This is a genomic window from Actibacterium sp. (genome assembly GCF_055134745.1).
Window position 1 is genome coordinate 1 of the sequence record NZ_JBSRVX010000053.1, and the last position, 15,961, is coordinate 15,961.

Below are 15,961 nucleotides of genomic sequence, written 5' to 3' on the forward strand. Positions count from 1 at the left end.
GGCCCGATCCCGATAGTTCTGCCGCGCTCAGGCGGTCTGCGTTTCAGTCAGGACGGGATAATCGGTATATCCCGCCGCGCCGCCCCCATACAGCAGATCGGCCCGCAATTCGTTCAAGGGCGCATTCTGCTTCAGACGCTCGACCAGATCGGGGTTGGAAATGAACGGCTTGCCAAAGGCGACCATATCGGCGCGCCCTTCGGCCACGGCGGCAATCGCCATGTCGCGGGTATAGCCGTTATTGGCCATATAGGGGCCATCGAACAACGCCCGCAATGTATCAATCGCCCCTGCCGGGGCCGCGTCGCGCGCGCCGCCAGTCTGGCCTTCGATCATGTGCAGATAGGCCAGATCGAACCGGTTCAATTCCTGAATGACGTAACTGAACACCGCCATCGGGTCACTGTCGGTCATGCCATTGGACGGGGTATACGGGCTGAGCCGCAGGCCCACGCGCCCGCCCCCCCAGACATCCGTGACCGCCTCCAGCACCTCCAGCAACAACCGCGCACGATAGGCAATGGCGCCGCCATAGGCATCGTCACGCTTGTTGGCGCCATCGCGCAGGAACTGATCCAGAAGATACCCGTTGGCGCCGTGCACCTCGACCCCGTCAAACCCGGCCTGTTTGGCGCAGATGGCGGCATGGCGGTAATCGGCGACAATGCGGGGCAGTTCGTCCAGCCGCAGTGCGCGCGGCACCGATGGCTGCACGAACCCTGCCCGGGTAAAGGTTCTGCCGCCCTCTGCCGCGATGGCCGAAGGGGCCACCGGTGCAGCCCCGCCCGGCTGCAGCGATGTGTGCGACACCCGCCCCACATGCCACAACTGAATCACGATCTTGCCGCCCTTGGCATGAACCGCGTCGGTCACTGCCTTCCAGCCCTTGATCTGTTCGGGGCTGTAAATACCGGGGGTGTCGATATAGCCGCGCCCTTCTGGGGTGATCTGCGAGGCCTCTGATATGATCAGCCCGGCATCGGCGCGCTGGGTGTAATAGGTGACATGCAGATCGGTGGGCGCATCGGTGGCCGGATCTGCGCGATTGCGCGTCAGCGGGGCCATCACCACGCGGTTCTTCAAGTCCAGCTTGCCGGCGGCAAAGGGGGTGAACAAGGCCTCGGTCATGATGTAATCCTTATCAAGGTGTCAGCACCAACCTAAACCGTCACCGCGTAGGCGCAAGGGGGCGATCAAAGGGGGTCGATATCGCCTTGCGCGCGCCCGGCGTGAAAATCGGCCTCCCAGGCTGCAAACTGCCCTTGGGCAATCGCGCCGCGCATTCCTGCCATAAGATCCTGATAATATTGCAGGTTATGCCATGTCAGCAGCATGGAGCTGATGATTTCCTGCGCGCGGAACACATGGTGCAGATAGGCGCGGCTGTAACTGCGGCAGGCCGGGCAGGTGCAGGCCTCATCCAGCGGGCGCGGGTCGTCCTGATGGCGCGCGTTCTTGATGTTCAGCACGCCATGGCGCGTGAACACCTGGCCCGTGCGGCCGGACCGGCTGGGCAAGACGCAATCCATCATGTCGATGCCGCGCTTGACCGCGCCCACGATATCGTCGGGCTTGCCCACGCCCATCAGATAGCGCGGCCTGTCGGCGGGCAGCATGTCGGGCGCATAGTCCAGCACGCCGAACATCGCCGCCTGCCCTTCACCCACCGCCAGCCCGCCGACCGCATAGCCGTCAAACCCGATTTGCATTAGTTTTTCGGCACTTTCAGCGCGAAGCTCTTGCGTCACGCCGCCTTGCTGGATGCCGAACAGCGCATGGCCGGGCCGATCACCAAAGGACGCCTTTGACCGCGCCGCCCATCGCATCGACAGGCGCATGCTTTCGGCCACGCGTTCGACCGATGCCGGCAAGGCCGGGCATTCATCGAAACACATCACGATGTCGGACCCCAGCAGCCGCTGGATCTCCATGCTGCGTTCCGGCGTCAGGTAATGGGTGGACCCGTCGATATGCGATTTGAATTTCACGCCCTCTTCGGTCAGCTTGCGCAGGCCCGACAGGCTCATGACCTGAAAGCCGCCGCTATCGGTCAGGATCGGGCCAGTCCAGTTCATGAATTTGTGCAGCCCCCCCAGCCGGTCGATCCGTTCCGCCGTCGGGCGCAGCATCAGATGATAGGTATTGCCCAGCAGAATATCGGCCCCCGTCGCGGCCACGCTGTCGGGCAGCATGGCCTTGACCGTGGCCGCCGTGCCCACCGGCATGAAGGCAGGCGTGCGAATTTCGCCACGCGGTGTGGAAATAACGCCCATGCGCGCTTTTCCGTCACGGGCCTTCACATCAAAGTTGAACAACTGCGTCATATCTGATCCTGCCTGCGTCTTGCCGAAGCGCCGGTATAGGCGATTCCACCGGAATTCCAATAAGGGTCGATTGATATGGACGGGATGACACCTGCACGTGATGGGTTCCATCTGGGTTGGGAAGAATGGGCCGCCCTGCCCGGGCTTGGCCTGCCCGCCCTGAAAGCCAAGATCGACACCGGCGCGCGCACCTCGGCGCTGCATGCCTTCGATATCGAACCCTTTGGCCCGGCGACACAGCCGCGCGTGCGCTTTGCCGTGCATCCCATTCCGGGGCGCGAGGATCTGGTGATCGCCTGTTCGGCCGAGGTGATCGACCGGCGCGATGTCACATCATCGAATGGCGAATCGGAATTGCGCTATGTCATCCGCACCGATCTGGCGATGGGCGACCGGGTCTGGCCGATCGAGGTGACGCTGACCGATCGCGGCGCGATGGCTTACCGGATGCTGCTGGGCCGTCAGGCGCTGGGTGACGATATGGTGATCCGCCCTGGCGAACGGTTCTGCCAGCCGATCTTGTCCTATGATGTCTATCACTCCACCACCGTGCGCGCCGTGGCCCCCGCACGGGCGCTGCGCGTGGCAGTGCTGAGCCGCGAGGAAGGCAGCTATACCACAACGCGGATCGTGGCCGAAGGCGAAGCGCGGGGTCACGTGGTGGAAGTTATCGACACAACACGCTGTTACATGGCGATAAATGCGCTGGCGCCCGAGGTTTATTATGACGGCAAGCGCCTGCCGCGCTATGATGTGGTGATCCCGCGCATCGGGGCATCGGTGACATCTTATGGCACGGCCGTGATCCGCCAGTTTGAAACCATCGGCACCTATTGCGTGAACGGGTCCGAAGGCATCACCGCCAGCCGCGACAAGCTGAACGCGCATCAGGTGCTGGCCAGATACCGGATCGGCATGCCGGTGACGGCCTTTGCCGCCTCGCCCAAGGATACTGACAACCTGATCGGGCTTGTGGGCGGCGCGCCACTGATCGTGAAGCTGCTGGAAAGCACCCAGGGGCGCGGCGTGGTGCTGGCCGAAACCAAGAAGGCCGCGCAATCGGTGATTTCGGCCTTTCGCGGGCTGAAGGCCAGCTTTCTGGTGCAACATTTCGTCAAGGAAGCCGCGGGCGAGGATATCCGCTGTCTGGTGATCGGCGGCAAGGTGGTGGCCGCGATGCGCCGCGTGGCGGGCGCGGGCGAGTTCCGGTCGAACCTGCATCAGGGCGGGCGGGCCGAGCCGGTGCGCATCACCAAAGAGGAACGTGAAACCGCCCTGCGAGCGGCGCGGGCGTTCAAGCTGAACATGGCCGGGGTGGATATGCTGCGTTCGGATGACGGGCCCAAGGTGCTGGAGGTCAATTCGTCGCCCGGGTTCGAGGGGATCGAGCGCGCCAGCGGCAAGAACCTGCCCGCGATCCTGTTCGACGAGATCGAGAAAAGCCTGCGCCCCGCCCCGGCCCGCAAACGCCTGCGCGACAGCGACGCCGCGTGATCTGATCGTGGCCCGTGCCGGGCCATGCCTTTGCTATGCGCCCTGCCGGGCGCGGCCTGCGGCGCGAGTATTTGCGCCAAGGTGATGGGGATTTGCCGGGCCACTTTACGCTGAGCGGTTTGTTCCTTATATCTTTCCTCAGGATTGAGGATGAAACCATGCATCAGGACAGCCAGAAGCTTGAAGGCGCGCCGTTGATCAAGCCATCCACCACCGATCATCCGATGTATGATGCGGTGGTCGAGGCGTGCCGCACTGTCTATGACCCTGAAATTCCGGTAAATATCTTCGATCTGGGCTTGGTCTATACGATCGAGATCGATGACGAGAATGCCGTGCATGTGCTGATGTCGCTGACCGCGCCGGGTTGTCCGGTGGCCGGGGAAATGCCCGGCTGGCTGGCCGATGCGATCGAACCGCTGCCCGGGATCAAGCAGGTCGATGTCGAAATGACCTTCGATCCGCCCTGGGGGATGGAGATGATGAGCGACGAGGCCCGACTGGAACTGGGCTTCATGTAAGCTGCTTGCGCGGGTCGCGCCCCTGCCCCTATCATCTGAAAAACGAATGGCCCGGGGGGCGCGATGACGCATTACGCAGCGGTATTGACCGGCGATCTGATCAGGTCCACCACATTCGGCGCCGAGGCTGTGGAGGCGGCGATGGCGGCATTGTCGCAGGGCGCCGTTGTGCTGTCCGGCTGGGCCGGGGCGGATGTGCGGTTCAGCCGGTTTCGCGGTGATGGGTGGCAGATTTATCTGGAAAAACCGGGGCTTGCGCTGCGATCCTGCCTGTATCTGGGGGCCTGTTTGCGGGCGCAGGATGCGCTGGCCACCCGGATTGCGGTTGGTATTGGTGCGGTGCCGACATCGCCGCCCGCCCGGCTGGACAGCGCCGCTGGCGCGGCGTTCGAGCTGTCGGGCCGGGCGCTGGACGGGATACGCCGGGGCGCGCGGCTGATATTGTCGGCGCCCGAGCTGCCTCGCCACGCCGCCGCGCTGTTCCCGCTGGCCGATGCCATCGCCCGGGGCTGGACCGCCAAGCAGGCCGAGGCGATGCTGCTGGCCCTGGCGCCAGATGCCCCCACCCAGACGGATATGGCGCAGCAACTGGGGATCGCCCAGCAATCCCTGGCCGACAGGCTGGACAGCGCGGCCCTGTGGGCGCTGGAGCCGGCGCTGGCCGCATTCGAGGGGCGTGAGCATGATTAGCGCATCCGAAAAACAGGGAAATTACCCTGTATTTTTATTTACCGGTCAAAAACCCTGTAATTTTCATTACAAGGGTCCGGCCCTGTGGACTGGTCCGCGCCCATGCCCCAGACGCTGATCGCGCTGAGCCTGGCGCATGTGCTGGCCGATTTCATCTTCCAGACACGCTGGATGGTGGCGGGCAAGAAACGCCCTCTGCCGATGCTGGTTCATGTCACCATCGTTCTGGAGCTGACACAGGCCTGTCTGGGGTCGCTGCATTGGGCAGCGCTGGCGGTGGCCGGAGCGCATCTGGCCATTGACCTGATCAAGACACATCTGGGGCGCGATGGGCTGGCGGCATTTCTGGCCGATCAGGCCGCGCATTGGATCAGCCTAATCGCTGTGGCGCTGATCTGGCCGAATGCCTTTGCCAGCGGCATCTGGGGCATGCCCCCCGCCCTTGTGGCGGATTTTTCCCCCGTGATCGGCAATCTGCCGCAGATCATGCTGTTCACCACCGGCGCGGTCATCGCCACACGGATGGGTCAGTTCGCCGTGGGCAAGCTGATGCAACCCTATCTGGAGGGGATGACGACAGACGGGCTGGCCAATGGCGGCGCAGTGATCGGGCTGCTGGAGCGCGGGCTGACATTCTTGCTGGTGCTGACGGGGCAGGCCGCCGGGGTGGGTTTTCTGATCGCGGCCAAGTCATTCCTGCGGGTGCGCACCATCGAGGATGACCGGCGTCTGGCCGAATATGTGATCATCGGCACGCTGGCTTCGATCGGCTGGGCGCTGCTGGCGGCCTTTGCAACCCAGGCCCTGCTGCGCATGATGGGTTGAGATTGCGCCCGCGCGGCCCTATCTTTGCTGCACACAGCTTGAAAAAAGGCAGATCATGTTCGGCATTCCCGGCAAACAGGCAGTGACGTTGACCCCGGCGGCGGCGGCGCAGATCGCGCGCCTGATGGCGCGTGACGGGGCGCAGGGTCTGCGCATCGGCGTCAAGAAGGGCGGTTGCGCGGGCATGGAATACACCATGGAATATGTCACCACGGTCGATCCGCTGGACGAGGCCGTGGAACAGGACGGCGCGCGGGTGATGATCGCACCCATGGCACAGATGTTTCTGTTCGGCACCGAAATCGACTATGAAACCGGGCTGCTGGAAAGCGGGTTCAAGTTCCGCAATCCCAATGTGGTGGATGCCTGCGGCTGCGGTGAATCCATCAAGTTCGCCGAAACCTGATGGCGGTTGATCCGGGCCTGCTGGAGCATGCGCGCGATCTGTTTGCCGGGCTTGGCCCGATCACGACCAAACGTCTGTTCGGCGGCACGGCGCTTTATATCGACGATGCGATGTTCGCGGCCCTGCTGGGCGATGGCATTTACATGAAGGCCGCCGGGGCGCTGGTTGAAGACTATCGCGCCGCAGGGTCCGAAGCATTCAGCTATGACACAAAAACCGGGCCGCGCGTCATCCCGGGCCTGACATCCCTGCCTGACAGCGCGCTGGAAGACCCTGACGAGGCCCTGACCTGGGCCCGTCGTTCACTGGAGATTGCCCGCGCCGCCGCCGAGCGCCGCCGCGCGAAAAAGCGTTAGCGCAACCTGCCCACCCTGCCCTTGCCATCTGCCGCCCTTTCGGGGCATGAAATGCGAGATCACAGACGGGAGAAACCGATGCCACGCAAGCTTGCCGCCGGAAACTGGAAGATGAACGGGACCAGCGCCGAGCTGGACCAGGCCCGCGCCCTGATGGCCGCCTGCCCGACGGCCGGTGTCGATATCCTGATCTGTCCGCCAGCCACGCTGTTATCGCGCCTGTCGGATCTGGTGCGGGGCAGCACCATCGCCACCGGCGGGCAAGATTGCCACGCCAATGCGATGGGCGCGCATACCGGCGATCTCGCGGCGGAAATGCTGGCCGATGCGGGCGCCGGCTATGTCATCCTGGGCCATTCGGAACGCCGCGCCGATCATAATGAAACCGATGCCGATGTGCAGGCCAAGGTCAAGGCCGCGCTGAATGCGGGGCTGATCGCCATTGTCTGCGTCGGCGAAACCGAAGCGCAGCGCGATGCGGGCCAGACACTGGCGGTGATTGGCACGCAATTGGCCGGGTCACTGCCCAACGGGATGACGGATGACCGGCTGGTCGTGGCCTATGAACCTGTCTGGGCCATCGGCACCGGCAAGGTACCCACCCTGCCCCAGATTGGTGAAGTGCATGATTTCATGCGCGCGCAACTGCTGGCGCGGTTCGGCAATACCGCCAATGCGATGCGCCTGCTGTATGGTGGGTCGGTCAAGTCATCCAACGCGGCCGAGATTTTCGCAGTTCCCAATGTGGATGGCGCGCTGGTTGGCGGGGCATCGTTGAAGGCGGCTGATTTCAAAGGCATCATCGACGCGCTGGAAGCGGCCTGACCGCCCGCGACACGCCCTGCCGGTTGTCAGATGTCAGACCGGCAAGGCGGTCGTTGCCTTGATCTCCTGCATCGACAACAGGGCGGTGACGTTGTGGATCTTCACCTCGGCGATCAGCGCCTGATAAAAGGCATCATAGGCCCGCGCATTGGGCACCATCACCTTGAGAACATAGTCGATATCGCCTGCCAGGCGGTGCGCCTCCAGCACCTCGGGGCGGGCCTGCAGGGCGTGCAGGAACTTTTGCTGCCATTCGGCATCATGTTCGGAGGTGCGGATCAGCACGAAAAAGCACGCCTCCAGCCCCAGCGCATCGGGATCGACGATCACGGTCTGGCCACGGATCACCCCGGTTTCGCGCATCTTGCGGATACGGTTCCAGACCGGCGTTTTCGATGACCCCACGGTTTTGGCGATCTCGTCCAGCGACTGGGCGGCATCACGCTGAAGTTCAGCCAGAATCTTGCGATCGGTCTTATCAAGTTTCATTATGCTATCGTCCAAATTTTGGAATAATTTCCCGTCAGGGCGTCGATCACAGCATTATCAGAACTATTTTCCCGTTTCCAGCGCAATTACCATTGACTGTCGACGGCGGTTTTGGTCTCGGTGCGTCAACCTGGATATCAGTGAGAACCCAATGACCGCCCAGACCGCGACGACACCCAAACCCGCCATGCTGCCCGACGCCCAGACGGTGACCGAAGTGCGCCACTGGACCGACCGGCTGTTTTCCTTCCGCGTCACCCGGCCGCAAAGCCTGCGGTTCCGGTCGGGCGAATTTGTGATGATCGGCCTGCTGGGCGATAATGGCAAACCGCTGCTGCGGGCCTATTCCATCGCCTCGCCATCCTGGGACGAAGAGCTGGAATTCTATTCGATCAAGGTGCCCGACGGCCCGCTGACCAGCCGGTTGCAGCATATCCAGCCCGGCGATCAGATCATCCTTCGGCCCAAGCCCGTGGGCACGCTGGTGCATGACGCATTGCTGCCCGGCAAGCGCATCTGGTTCTTTGCCACCGGCACCGGTTTTGCCCCCTTCGCATCGCTGTTGCGCGATCCGGAAACCTATGAACGTTACGATCAGGTGATCGTCACCCATACCTGCCGCGAACTGGCAGAGCTGGAATATGGCCGCCAGCTGGTCGCCGCCCTGAAAGACGATCCGCTGATCGGCGAACTGGTCGGGGACAAGCTGCATTATTACCCGACCACCACCCGCGAAGACAGCCCGCGCATGGGCCGCATCACCACACTGCTGCAGGACGGAACTGTATTCCGCGATCTGGGCATTGACGGCATCAAGCCCGAAACCGATCGCGCGATGGTCTGCGGTTCGCTGGCATTCAACAAGGATATCAAGGCGCTGATGGAAGGCTTTGGCCTGCGCGAGGGCGCCAATTCCGACCCTGCCGAATATGTGGTCGAAAAGGCCTTCGTCGACTGACGCCCCGTATATCGAAAATAAAAAAGCCGCGCAGAACGCGCGGCTTTTTCCGTTTCAGGCAGCGGGATTACAGCCCCATCGCCGTTTTGATCTGGCCAAGAACGCTGGCCAGCATGGCCGGGTTATCCTGGGCCTGCGCCAGAGTAGCCTTGAAAGCCGCGCGCTTGTCATCCGACAGGGTCGAGGCATCCAGCAGGGCGTTGACCTTGTCGATGTCAAAGTTCTCCGGGGTCAGCAGATCGGCCGGTGCCATCGGTGCTTCCTTGGCGGCATCGACGGTTGTCGTGGTGGCTTGCTTGACCGAATCGACGGTTGCCTTGGCGTCTTCCTTAACGGTCTCGGTCGCGGTGGCCGCGGTTTCCTTTACGGATTCGGCCGCGGCGGTTGTCGCTTCCTTGACAGTCTGAGTGGCTTCCTTGACCGTTTCCTTGGCTGTTTGTGCCGCCTCGGACATGGTCTTTTCAGCGGGTTGGGCGGTGCTTGGCGCCGCTTCGTCGGTCTTTGTCATTTCCGGTGCGGTCGGACGCAGATAGAACCAGCCCAGTGCGGCGGCGACAACCAGTATAACGACGATGCTCAGCTTTCTTGTCATTACGAACCCCTTTGCAATGTTTCGCTGGCGCCTATCTGCGCCGCCCGCGCAAAAATGAAAAGCCGATTATGCACCAGCCTGCTGAAAACCGGCGGTGCTTTGCCGCGCCAATCCAACAATCCGGTTGAAAGCCCATCGCACTCGCCTTATTCTCTGCGTTCGAGTCAGAAAACCATTCAAGGATCAATACCATAGCTCGCAGACCCCACAACGCGCCCCCACAGCGCGAAACCGGCCCCCGCATCAATGACCGGATCCGGTCGCCCCAGATTCGGCTGATCGGCGCCGATGGCGAAAATGTTGGCGTGGTCACCCCCGAACGGGGCATGGAATTGGCCGAGATCGCCGGGCTGGACCTGGTCGAGATTTCGCCCAATGCGGAACCACCGGTCTGCAAGATCATGGATTTCGGCAAATACAAATACGAAACCCAGAAACGCGAATCCGAAGCACGCAAGAAGCAAAAGATCATCGAGGTCAAAGAGGTCAAGTTCCGTCCCAATACGGACACCCATGACTATGACGTCAAGATGCGCAGCGTGTTCAAGTTTCTGGAAAACGGCGACAAGGTGAAGGTCACCCTGCGCTTTCGCGGCCGGGAAATGGCGCACCAGAACCTGGGGCGCGAATTGCTGGAGCGTGTGGCCGAAGACGTCAAGGATATCGGCAAGATCGAGAACATGCCCAAGATGGAAGGCCGTCAGATGGTGATGATGGTCGGCCCGATGCCGAAATAGACCGGCACATGCCCCAATGACCAAGGCCCCGAACAAGTGTCGGGGCCTTTTTTGTTGAACCATGTGCGGCCGGATTTACCCTGCCGCAGCCACTGCCCGGCGGGTGATCACCCCGATCAGATGCGCCCGGTATTCGGCCGTGCCATGGATATCGCCGATCAGGCCCTCGGCGCTGGCGGAAAGCCCCTTCAAGGCATCAGGCGTGAAATTGGCCGAAAGGGCCTGTTCGGCCTCGGCCCAGCGAAACACGCCCTGTTCCGATGCGCCTGTCACGGCGACGCGCACGCCATCCGGATAGTGCGCAACAAAGACACCGACCAGCGCAAAGCGCGACGCGGGCTGCGCGAATTTCACATAGGCCGCGCGTGGGGCGATGGGAAATTGCAGTTCGGTGATTATTTCGCCCTCGTCCAGCGCGGTCACGAACATGCCCTGGAAATAGTCATCTGCGGCGATTTCACGGCAATTGGTCACGATGGTCGCACCGGTGCCCAGCGCCGCTGCCGGATAGCAGGCGGAAGGGTCGTTATTGGCCAGCGATCCCCCCACCGTGCCGCGGCTGCGCACCGCGGCATCACCGATCTGACCGGCCAGCGCCGCCAGCGCCGGAAAGGCGCCCGCGCCCGCGGCCACTTGCGCATGGGTCGTGGCCGCACCGATACAGATGGTATCGCCCTGCTCGCGAATGAAATTCAGCGCCTCAATGGCGGTCAGGCTGATCAGAACCGATGGCGCGGCCAGCCGCTGTTTCATGGTGGGGATCAGGGTTTGCCCACCCGCCAACAGCTTGGCCTCGTCCTGTTGCAGGGCCGTTACGGCCTCGTCCAGCGTCGTGGGGCGGATAAATTCGAAATCATACATGGCCAGCCCCCTATTGCGCCGCCGCCAGCACCGGGTCTTGCCCCGAGGCCGCAAGCACCGCGCGAACGATGTTCTGATAACCCGTGCAACGGCACAGATTGCCCTCAAGATACTCGCGAATCTGGTGTTCGTCCGGCTTGGGGTTTTCCGCCAGCAGTGCCGCCGCCGACATCACCATGCCCGGCGTGCAAAACCCGCATTGCAGGCCGTGCAGGTCCTGAAAGGCCTGCTGCACCCGGCCCAGCGTGCCATCAGGGTTGGCCATGCCTTCGATCGTGGTCACAGTGGCACCGGCGGCCTCTTGCGCCAGCATGGTGCAGGATTTCACCGGCTTGCCATCGACATGCACAAGGCAGGCGCCGCATTGGCTGGTATCACAGCCCACATGGGTGCCCGTCAGGCCAAGGCCTTCGCGCAGGAATTCAACCAGCAGGGTGCGCCCCTCGACCGGGCCCGATACGGCGGTGCCGTTAACGGTCATCTTCACGGTTGTCATATATGCTCCTCCTGCAGCGTCCGGCGCGAGATAATCATTCTGCGCCTGCTTTGAAAACCTCTGATTTTCTCAGCCACGCCCCTTTCGTAAAATCTGGACCACCTGCGCCATGATCGATACGGCGATCTCGGCCGGGGTTTGCGCGCCGATGGCCAGCCCGACAGGCCCGTGAACGCGCGCGATCTGTTCAGCGGTAAAACCTGCCTGCGCCAGCCGCGCGACCCGCTTGTCATGGGTGCGGTGCGACCCCAGCGCCCCGATATAGAACACGTCAGAGCGCAGCGCCGCCATCAGCGCCGGATCGTCCAGCTTGGGGTCATGGGTCAATGTCACCACGGCCGTATGCGCATCCAGCCCGTGATCGGCAAGTGCCGCATCGGGCCAGTCGGTCACGATCTGCTGGCCGGGAAAGCGCGCCGGTGCGGCAAAGGCCTCTCGCGGGTCGATCAGCGTGGTGTCGAACCCGGTAAGCTGCGCCATTTGCACCAGCGGCTGGGCCACATGCACCGCCCCCACCACGGCCATGCGCAGCGGCGGATTATGAATGGCGACAAAACGCGCGCCTTCAAAACCCGATTTGCCGGCAGCGAAACGTGCAGCCAGTTCGGGCGCCAGACCCGCATCCTGCGGGCCGACCAGATGGCGCTCCCACGTATCGGTATCCACGACATAGGCCACGCCTTCGCGCCCCTCGCGACGGGCCACCAGTTCGGACAGCAACGCCACCGGCAGATCGCGGCCGACCGGTTCGATCAGCACCCGGATCGTGCCGCCGCAGGCCAGGCCCACGGCAAAGGCGTTTTCGTCGCTGACCCCATATTCGACGATTCGCGCGCAGCCTTCGTCCATGGCCTCTTGCGCCTCGGCCACCACCGCGCCTTCAACGCAGCCCCCCGATACCGAGCCTTCGATATCGCCAGCACCCGATATGGCCAGTTGGCTGCCCGCGGGCCTGGGCGCGCTGCCCCAAGTCTGCACGACGGTTGCCAGCGCCGCCCCCTTTCCGGCGCGATGCCAGGTCAGGGCGGTTTCGGGGATCATGTCATGGGCGGGACGGGTCATGGAAATATCCTTTGTCTGCCTATATATCGCCCCTTGCGCCCCACTTCCAGAGATGCGCGCAGATCATGTTACTGATGGCGCAAGGCCTCGATCGGGTCCATGCGGGCGGCGCGCCGGGCCGGGAAAAATCCGAAGATCACGCCGACCCCGGCCGAAAAGGCAAAGGCCAGAACCACGACGAACGGATCGGGCGTAAAGGGGATCGACATCAGCCGCGCCCCGACCGCCGCCAGACCAAGCCCCAGCGCGATGCCCAGCGCCCCGCCCAGCAATGACAAAACCATCGCTTCGACAAGAAACTGCATCAGCACCTGCCCCGTCTGCGCCCCGATCGCCAGACGAATACCGATCTCGCGCGTGCGTTCGGTCACCGAGACCAGCATGATATTCATGATGCCGATGCCGCCCACCAGCAGGCTGACCGCCGCGACCGAGGCCAGCAGCCCCGTCAGAACCGAGGTGATCCCGGTCAGGATCGAGGCGATCTGCTTCATATCCATCACCGAAAAATCGTCTTCCTCGCCCGGCGATATGCGGCGGCGTTCGCGCAACAATGCCTCGATCTCGCGGGTGGCGCGTTCTGTCGATACGCCGTCGCGGGCAGTGACATAGATCAGCGCCACATCGGCATTCCCTGCCACCCGGCGCTGAAAGGTGCGCAGCGGGATACCGATGATATCGTCCTGATCCTCGCCGAAACTGGTGACGCCCTTGGCGGCCAGCACGCCCACGACCTCGCAGGCCAGCGACTTGGTGCGCAGCGTTTCACCGATGGGGTTGGTATTTCCGAACAGCGTCTGGCGCACGGTTTCACCGACAAGGCAGACCGGCCGTCCGGCGCGTTCCTCGGCATCGCTAAAGGCGCGCCCCATCGCCACGGTCCAGTTCATCGCCTGCATCAGCGATGTGTTCGCCCCGACCAGCTGGGTGAAATGATTTTCCGCCCCGAACACCACCGTGGCGCCCGTCATCGAATAGGGGGCGGCAATCTCGATGCTGGACAACTGGTCCTGAATGGCCTGCGCATCGGCCATGCTGAAGGGGCGGTCGGCGGTAAAACCACCCTGCCGCATCCCGCCCTGACCGGGCATCACCATCAATGTATTTGTGCCCAGGCTGGCCACATCGGCGGTTACCTGTTGCTGCGATCCCTGCCCGACCGTGACCATGGCAATCACCGCCGCCACCCCGATCACGATGCCCAGCACCGTCAGAAACGACCGCATCGTGTTGCGGAATATCGCCTGGATCGCCAGCCGCAGGGTTTCAATCAGCATGGGCTTTGCTCCGTTCCACCGGCAGGTCCGCGCTGATCTTGCCATCGACAAAACTGACCAGACGCCCGGCATAGGCGGCCATGTCTTCTTCATGGGTGACCATCACGATGGTGATCCCGTCATCAGAATTCAGACGGCGCAACAGGTCCATGATCTCGCGGCTGCGGGCGGTGTCTAGGTTGCCGGTGGGCTCATCGGCCAAAATGACTTCGGGATTGCCCGCCAGGGCACGCGCGATCGCCACCCGCTGTTGCTGCCCGCCCGACAATTGTGACGGATCATGCCCGGCCCGTTCCGACAGGCCCACCTTTTCCAGCGCCGCCAGCGCCATATCACGGCGTTCCGCCCGCGCCAGCCCCTTGTAGATCAGCGGCAGTTCAACATTCTCCAGCGCCGTGGTGCGCGCCAGCAGGTTATAGCCCTGAAACACGAAGCCCAGATAGTTGCGCCGCAACAGCGCCCGCTGGTCGCGCGTCAATTGCCCCACATCGACCCCTTCAAACCGGTAGATGCCCGCCGTCGGCGTATCCAGACAGCCGATCACGTTCATCGCTGTCGATTTGCCCGACCCCGACGCGCCCATGATCGCCACGAATTCACCGCGCTCGATGCGCAGGTCGATGCCGCGCAGGGCCTGCACCTCGGCCTCGCCCGTGCCATAGACGCGGGTGATGCCCCTCAGATCAATGAGGGCGTTGGCCGGTTCGGGGCCCTGGGCCATGTCAATCGCCCCCGGTCTGATCGGTGATCACCAGATCGCCCGCCGACAGATCATCGCTGGTAATGGCCGTATACCGCCCGTCGCTTTGGCCGGACACCACCATCACCTGCGCCGCCTGCCCGTCGCGCAGAACCCAGACCGATTTGCGGGCATCGGCATTGCTGGCGGCGGGGCCGGTGGGATTGGGCACGATCAGGCCCAGCAGACCGCTGCCCCCGCCGCTGCTCTTGATCACCTGCGGCGGCGCGAAACGCAGCGCCGCATTGGGCACCATCAGAACGTCCGACAATTCGGCCACGATGATATCAGCCGTGGCGGTCATGCCGGGACGCAGGCGCAGATCGGAATTGTCGATATCCAGAATGGCCTTGTAGCTGACCACCCCATCGACGGTTTCGGGGGCAAAGCGCACCTCGGATATCCGGGCGGGAAAGGTTTCATCATCGAACGCGTCCACCGTGAATGTCGCCCGGTTGCCCAGCGCGATACGCCCGATATCGGCCTCGTCTATATCCACGCGCAGTTCCATGCTGGCCAGATCCTCGGCGATGGTGAACAAGACCGGCGCCGACAGCGCCGAGGCCACGATCTGGCCCGCATCGGCATTACGCGCCAGCACGACGCCCTTGATCGGGGCCTTGATCACAGCCTTGTCCAGATCGGCCTGATACAGATCCACCGTGGCCGCAGCCAGCGCGCGATCGGCATCGGCGATCTGCAACGCGGCCTGCGCGCGGGTCAGTGTCGCCTCGGCGGCCTGAAACGATTGATGTGTGCCCACGCCGCGTTCATCCAGCTTGCGGGCGGTCTCGAAATTGTCAAAGGCCTCTTGCAGGGTGGCCTGCGCCTGTTCCATCCGCGCTTCGGCGGCCAGAAGGCCGGCCTTTTGCACCTGCAACTGCGCCTGCAGCTTGGTGTCATCCAGCCGCGCCAGAACCTGCCCTACCTCTACGGAATCGTTGTAATCCACCTCGACACTGGCCAGCGTGCCCGACAATTCGGACGAGATTTCAACCAGGTTGGTGGGTTCGACCGTGCCCGTAGTCGACACCGTGACGCGCAGATCGCCCCGGCGCACCGCTTCGGTCTGATAGGTGACCGCCGCAGCCGGATCGCCACGCAGAAACACCGCCCAGACCAGCGCCGCCACAACAATCACCACGCCCGCCCCCCAGGCCCAGGCCGGAATGCTCCGCCCGTGCCGGCCCAGTTTCAATGTCTTCTCGATCGTCTGCCGGGGGTCATCCATGCCAGTCGTCCCTGTTCTGCGCCAAGACTTATACGATAGCGCGCACCCGGTTCCGTCACCTTGATCTTGAACAAATAC

Annotated in this window: 19 protein-coding genes; 9 read left to right on the forward strand and 10 right to left on the reverse strand. The window is 63.2% G+C overall.

Annotated elements, in window-relative coordinates; translation table 11 throughout:
• Window positions 1-27: 27 nt before the first annotated feature.
• Complete coding sequence (locus ACTCHC_RS11245; RefSeq protein WP_463022589.1) at window positions 28-1,128, reverse strand: alkene reductase; 1,101 nt, start codon at window positions 1,126-1,128, stop codon at window positions 28-30.
• Window positions 1,129-1,193: 65 nt separating this feature from the next.
• Window positions 1,194-2,324, reverse strand: a complete 1,131-nt coding sequence (tgt, locus tag ACTCHC_RS11250; RefSeq protein ID WP_463022590.1) for a tRNA guanosine(34) transglycosylase Tgt — start codon at window positions 2,322-2,324, stop codon at window positions 1,194-1,196.
• Between the two features lie 75 nt (window positions 2,325-2,399).
• Between tgt and rimK the strand changes: the two genes are divergently transcribed.
• From rimK to tpiA, 7 genes are all read left to right on the forward strand, one after another.
• Window positions 2,400-3,818 (forward strand): 30S ribosomal protein S6--L-glutamate ligase, encoded by a 1,419-nt coding sequence (gene rimK / locus ACTCHC_RS11255; protein ID WP_463022591.1) that lies wholly within the window; start codon window positions 2,400-2,402, stop codon window positions 3,816-3,818.
• A 158-nt stretch (window positions 3,819-3,976) separates the two neighbouring features.
• Window positions 3,977-4,339, forward strand: a complete 363-nt coding sequence (locus ACTCHC_RS11260) for an SUF system Fe-S cluster assembly protein (RefSeq protein ID WP_463022592.1) — start codon at window positions 3,977-3,979, stop codon at window positions 4,337-4,339.
• A gap of 63 nt (window positions 4,340-4,402) precedes the next feature.
• A complete protein-coding gene (locus ACTCHC_RS11265) occupies window positions 4,403-5,029 on the forward strand; it encodes a hypothetical protein (RefSeq protein WP_463022593.1) in 627 nt (208 codons plus the stop codon).
• Window positions 5,030-5,131: 102 nt separating this feature from the next.
• Window positions 5,132-5,854, forward strand: a complete 723-nt coding sequence (locus tag ACTCHC_RS11270) for a DUF3307 domain-containing protein (protein WP_463022594.1) — start codon at window positions 5,132-5,134, stop codon at window positions 5,852-5,854.
• 55 nt (window positions 5,855-5,909) lie between these two features.
• Window positions 5,910-6,260: a HesB/IscA family protein gene (locus tag ACTCHC_RS11275; RefSeq protein ID WP_463022595.1), complete on the forward strand. Its 351-nt coding sequence runs from the start codon at window positions 5,910-5,912 to the stop codon at window positions 6,258-6,260.
• Entirely contained in the window at window positions 6,260-6,616 is a 357-nt protein-coding gene (locus ACTCHC_RS11280; RefSeq protein WP_463022596.1) for a TfoX/Sxy family protein, read from the forward strand. Before ACTCHC_RS11275 ends, ACTCHC_RS11280 begins: the two co-directional genes overlap by 1 nt.
• A gap of 78 nt (window positions 6,617-6,694) precedes the next feature.
• Window positions 6,695-7,441: a triose-phosphate isomerase gene (gene tpiA, locus ACTCHC_RS11285; RefSeq protein WP_463022597.1), complete on the forward strand. Its 747-nt coding sequence runs from the start codon at window positions 6,695-6,697 to the stop codon at window positions 7,439-7,441.
• A gap of 33 nt (window positions 7,442-7,474) precedes the next feature.
• Here tpiA and ACTCHC_RS11290 read toward each other — a convergent pair whose 3' ends face one another.
• Window positions 7,475-7,930, reverse strand: coding sequence for an Lrp/AsnC family transcriptional regulator (locus tag ACTCHC_RS11290; protein ID WP_463022598.1), 456 nt, complete (start codon window positions 7,928-7,930; stop codon window positions 7,475-7,477).
• A gap of 151 nt (window positions 7,931-8,081) precedes the next feature.
• Between ACTCHC_RS11290 and ACTCHC_RS11295 the strand changes: the two genes are divergently transcribed.
• Window positions 8,082-8,888, forward strand: coding sequence for a ferredoxin--NADP reductase (locus ACTCHC_RS11295; protein WP_463022599.1), 807 nt, complete (start codon window positions 8,082-8,084; stop codon window positions 8,886-8,888).
• Window positions 8,889-8,955: 67 nt separating this feature from the next.
• Here the strand turns inward: ACTCHC_RS11295 and ACTCHC_RS11300 are convergent, their stop codons facing one another.
• Entirely contained in the window at window positions 8,956-9,480 is a 525-nt protein-coding gene (locus ACTCHC_RS11300; RefSeq protein ID WP_463022600.1) for a hypothetical protein, read from the reverse strand.
• A 242-nt stretch (window positions 9,481-9,722) separates the two neighbouring features.
• On the opposite strand from ACTCHC_RS11300, the gene infC reads away from it, so the two are divergent.
• Complete coding sequence (gene infC, locus ACTCHC_RS11305; protein WP_463022622.1) at window positions 9,723-10,217, forward strand: translation initiation factor IF-3; 495 nt, start codon at window positions 9,723-9,725, stop codon at window positions 10,215-10,217.
• A 75-nt stretch (window positions 10,218-10,292) separates the two neighbouring features.
• Here infC and ACTCHC_RS11310 read toward each other — a convergent pair whose 3' ends face one another.
• From ACTCHC_RS11310 to ACTCHC_RS11335, 6 genes are all read right to left on the reverse strand, one after another.
• Window positions 10,293-11,078, reverse strand: coding sequence for an FAD binding domain-containing protein (locus ACTCHC_RS11310; RefSeq protein WP_463022601.1), 786 nt, complete (start codon window positions 11,076-11,078; stop codon window positions 10,293-10,295).
• Window positions 11,079-11,088: 10 nt separating this feature from the next.
• The gene (locus ACTCHC_RS11315; protein WP_463022602.1) at window positions 11,089-11,574 is read right to left on the reverse strand and encodes a (2Fe-2S)-binding protein; all 486 of its coding nucleotides are present in this window, start codon (window positions 11,572-11,574) and stop codon (window positions 11,089-11,091) included.
• 69 nt (window positions 11,575-11,643) lie between these two features.
• Window positions 11,644-12,636, reverse strand: a complete 993-nt coding sequence (locus tag ACTCHC_RS11320) for an XdhC family protein (protein ID WP_463022603.1) — start codon at window positions 12,634-12,636, stop codon at window positions 11,644-11,646.
• A gap of 68 nt (window positions 12,637-12,704) precedes the next feature.
• Window positions 12,705-13,913: an ABC transporter permease gene (locus ACTCHC_RS11325; protein ID WP_463022604.1), complete on the reverse strand. Its 1,209-nt coding sequence runs from the start codon at window positions 13,911-13,913 to the stop codon at window positions 12,705-12,707.
• Window positions 13,903-14,634 (reverse strand): ABC transporter ATP-binding protein, encoded by a 732-nt coding sequence (locus ACTCHC_RS11330; RefSeq protein WP_463022605.1) that lies wholly within the window; start codon window positions 14,632-14,634, stop codon window positions 13,903-13,905. Before ACTCHC_RS11330 ends, ACTCHC_RS11325 begins: the two co-directional genes overlap by 11 nt.
• Before the next feature lies 1 nt (window position 14,635).
• Complete coding sequence (locus tag ACTCHC_RS11335) at window positions 14,636-15,883, reverse strand: efflux RND transporter periplasmic adaptor subunit (RefSeq protein WP_463022606.1); 1,248 nt, start codon at window positions 15,881-15,883, stop codon at window positions 14,636-14,638.
• Between the last annotated feature and the right edge of the window lie 78 nt (window positions 15,884-15,961).

Bases quoted from the DNA above. Each gene is read 5' to 3' on its own strand.
- ACTCHC_RS11310 (WP_463022601.1), bottom strand. From the start codon at position 11,078: ATGTATGATTTCGAATTTATCCGCCCCACGACGCTGGACGAGGCCGTA.
- ACTCHC_RS11280 (WP_463022596.1), top strand. From the start codon at position 6,260: ATGGCGGTTGATCCGGGCCTGCTGGAGCATGCGCGCGATCTGTTTGCC.
- ACTCHC_RS11260 (WP_463022592.1), top strand. From the start codon at position 3,977: ATGCATCAGGACAGCCAGAAGCTTGAAGGCGCGCCGTTGATCAAGCCA.
- ACTCHC_RS11325 (WP_463022604.1), bottom strand. From the start codon at position 13,913: ATGCTGATTGAAACCCTGCGGCTGGCGATCCAGGCGATATTCCGCAAC.
- ACTCHC_RS11265 (WP_463022593.1), top strand. From the start codon at position 4,403: ATGACGCATTACGCAGCGGTATTGACCGGCGATCTGATCAGGTCCACC.
- ACTCHC_RS11330 (WP_463022605.1), bottom strand. From the start codon at position 14,634: ATGGCCCAGGGCCCCGAACCGGCCAACGCCCTCATTGATCTGAGGGGC.
- tgt (WP_463022590.1), bottom strand. From the start codon at position 2,324: ATGACGCAGTTGTTCAACTTTGATGTGAAGGCCCGTGACGGAAAAGCG.
- ACTCHC_RS11290 (WP_463022598.1), bottom strand. From the start codon at position 7,930: ATGAAACTTGATAAGACCGATCGCAAGATTCTGGCTGAACTTCAGCGT.
- ACTCHC_RS11295 (WP_463022599.1), top strand. From the start codon at position 8,082: ATGACCGCCCAGACCGCGACGACACCCAAACCCGCCATGCTGCCCGAC.
- ACTCHC_RS11270 (WP_463022594.1), top strand. From the start codon at position 5,132: ATGCCCCAGACGCTGATCGCGCTGAGCCTGGCGCATGTGCTGGCCGAT.
- ACTCHC_RS11335 (WP_463022606.1), bottom strand. From the start codon at position 15,883: ATGGATGACCCCCGGCAGACGATCGAGAAGACATTGAAACTGGGCCGG.
- ACTCHC_RS11315 (WP_463022602.1), bottom strand. From the start codon at position 11,574: ATGACAACCGTGAAGATGACCGTTAACGGCACCGCCGTATCGGGCCCG.
- ACTCHC_RS11300 (WP_463022600.1), bottom strand. From the start codon at position 9,480: ATGACAAGAAAGCTGAGCATCGTCGTTATACTGGTTGTCGCCGCCGCA.
- ACTCHC_RS11275 (WP_463022595.1), top strand. From the start codon at position 5,910: ATGTTCGGCATTCCCGGCAAACAGGCAGTGACGTTGACCCCGGCGGCG.
- rimK (WP_463022591.1), top strand. From the start codon at position 2,400: ATGGACGGGATGACACCTGCACGTGATGGGTTCCATCTGGGTTGGGAA.
- tpiA (WP_463022597.1), top strand. From the start codon at position 6,695: ATGCCACGCAAGCTTGCCGCCGGAAACTGGAAGATGAACGGGACCAGC.
- ACTCHC_RS11320 (WP_463022603.1), bottom strand. From the start codon at position 12,636: ATGACCCGTCCCGCCCATGACATGATCCCCGAAACCGCCCTGACCTGG.
- ACTCHC_RS11245 (WP_463022589.1), bottom strand. From the start codon at position 1,128: ATGACCGAGGCCTTGTTCACCCCCTTTGCCGCCGGCAAGCTGGACTTG.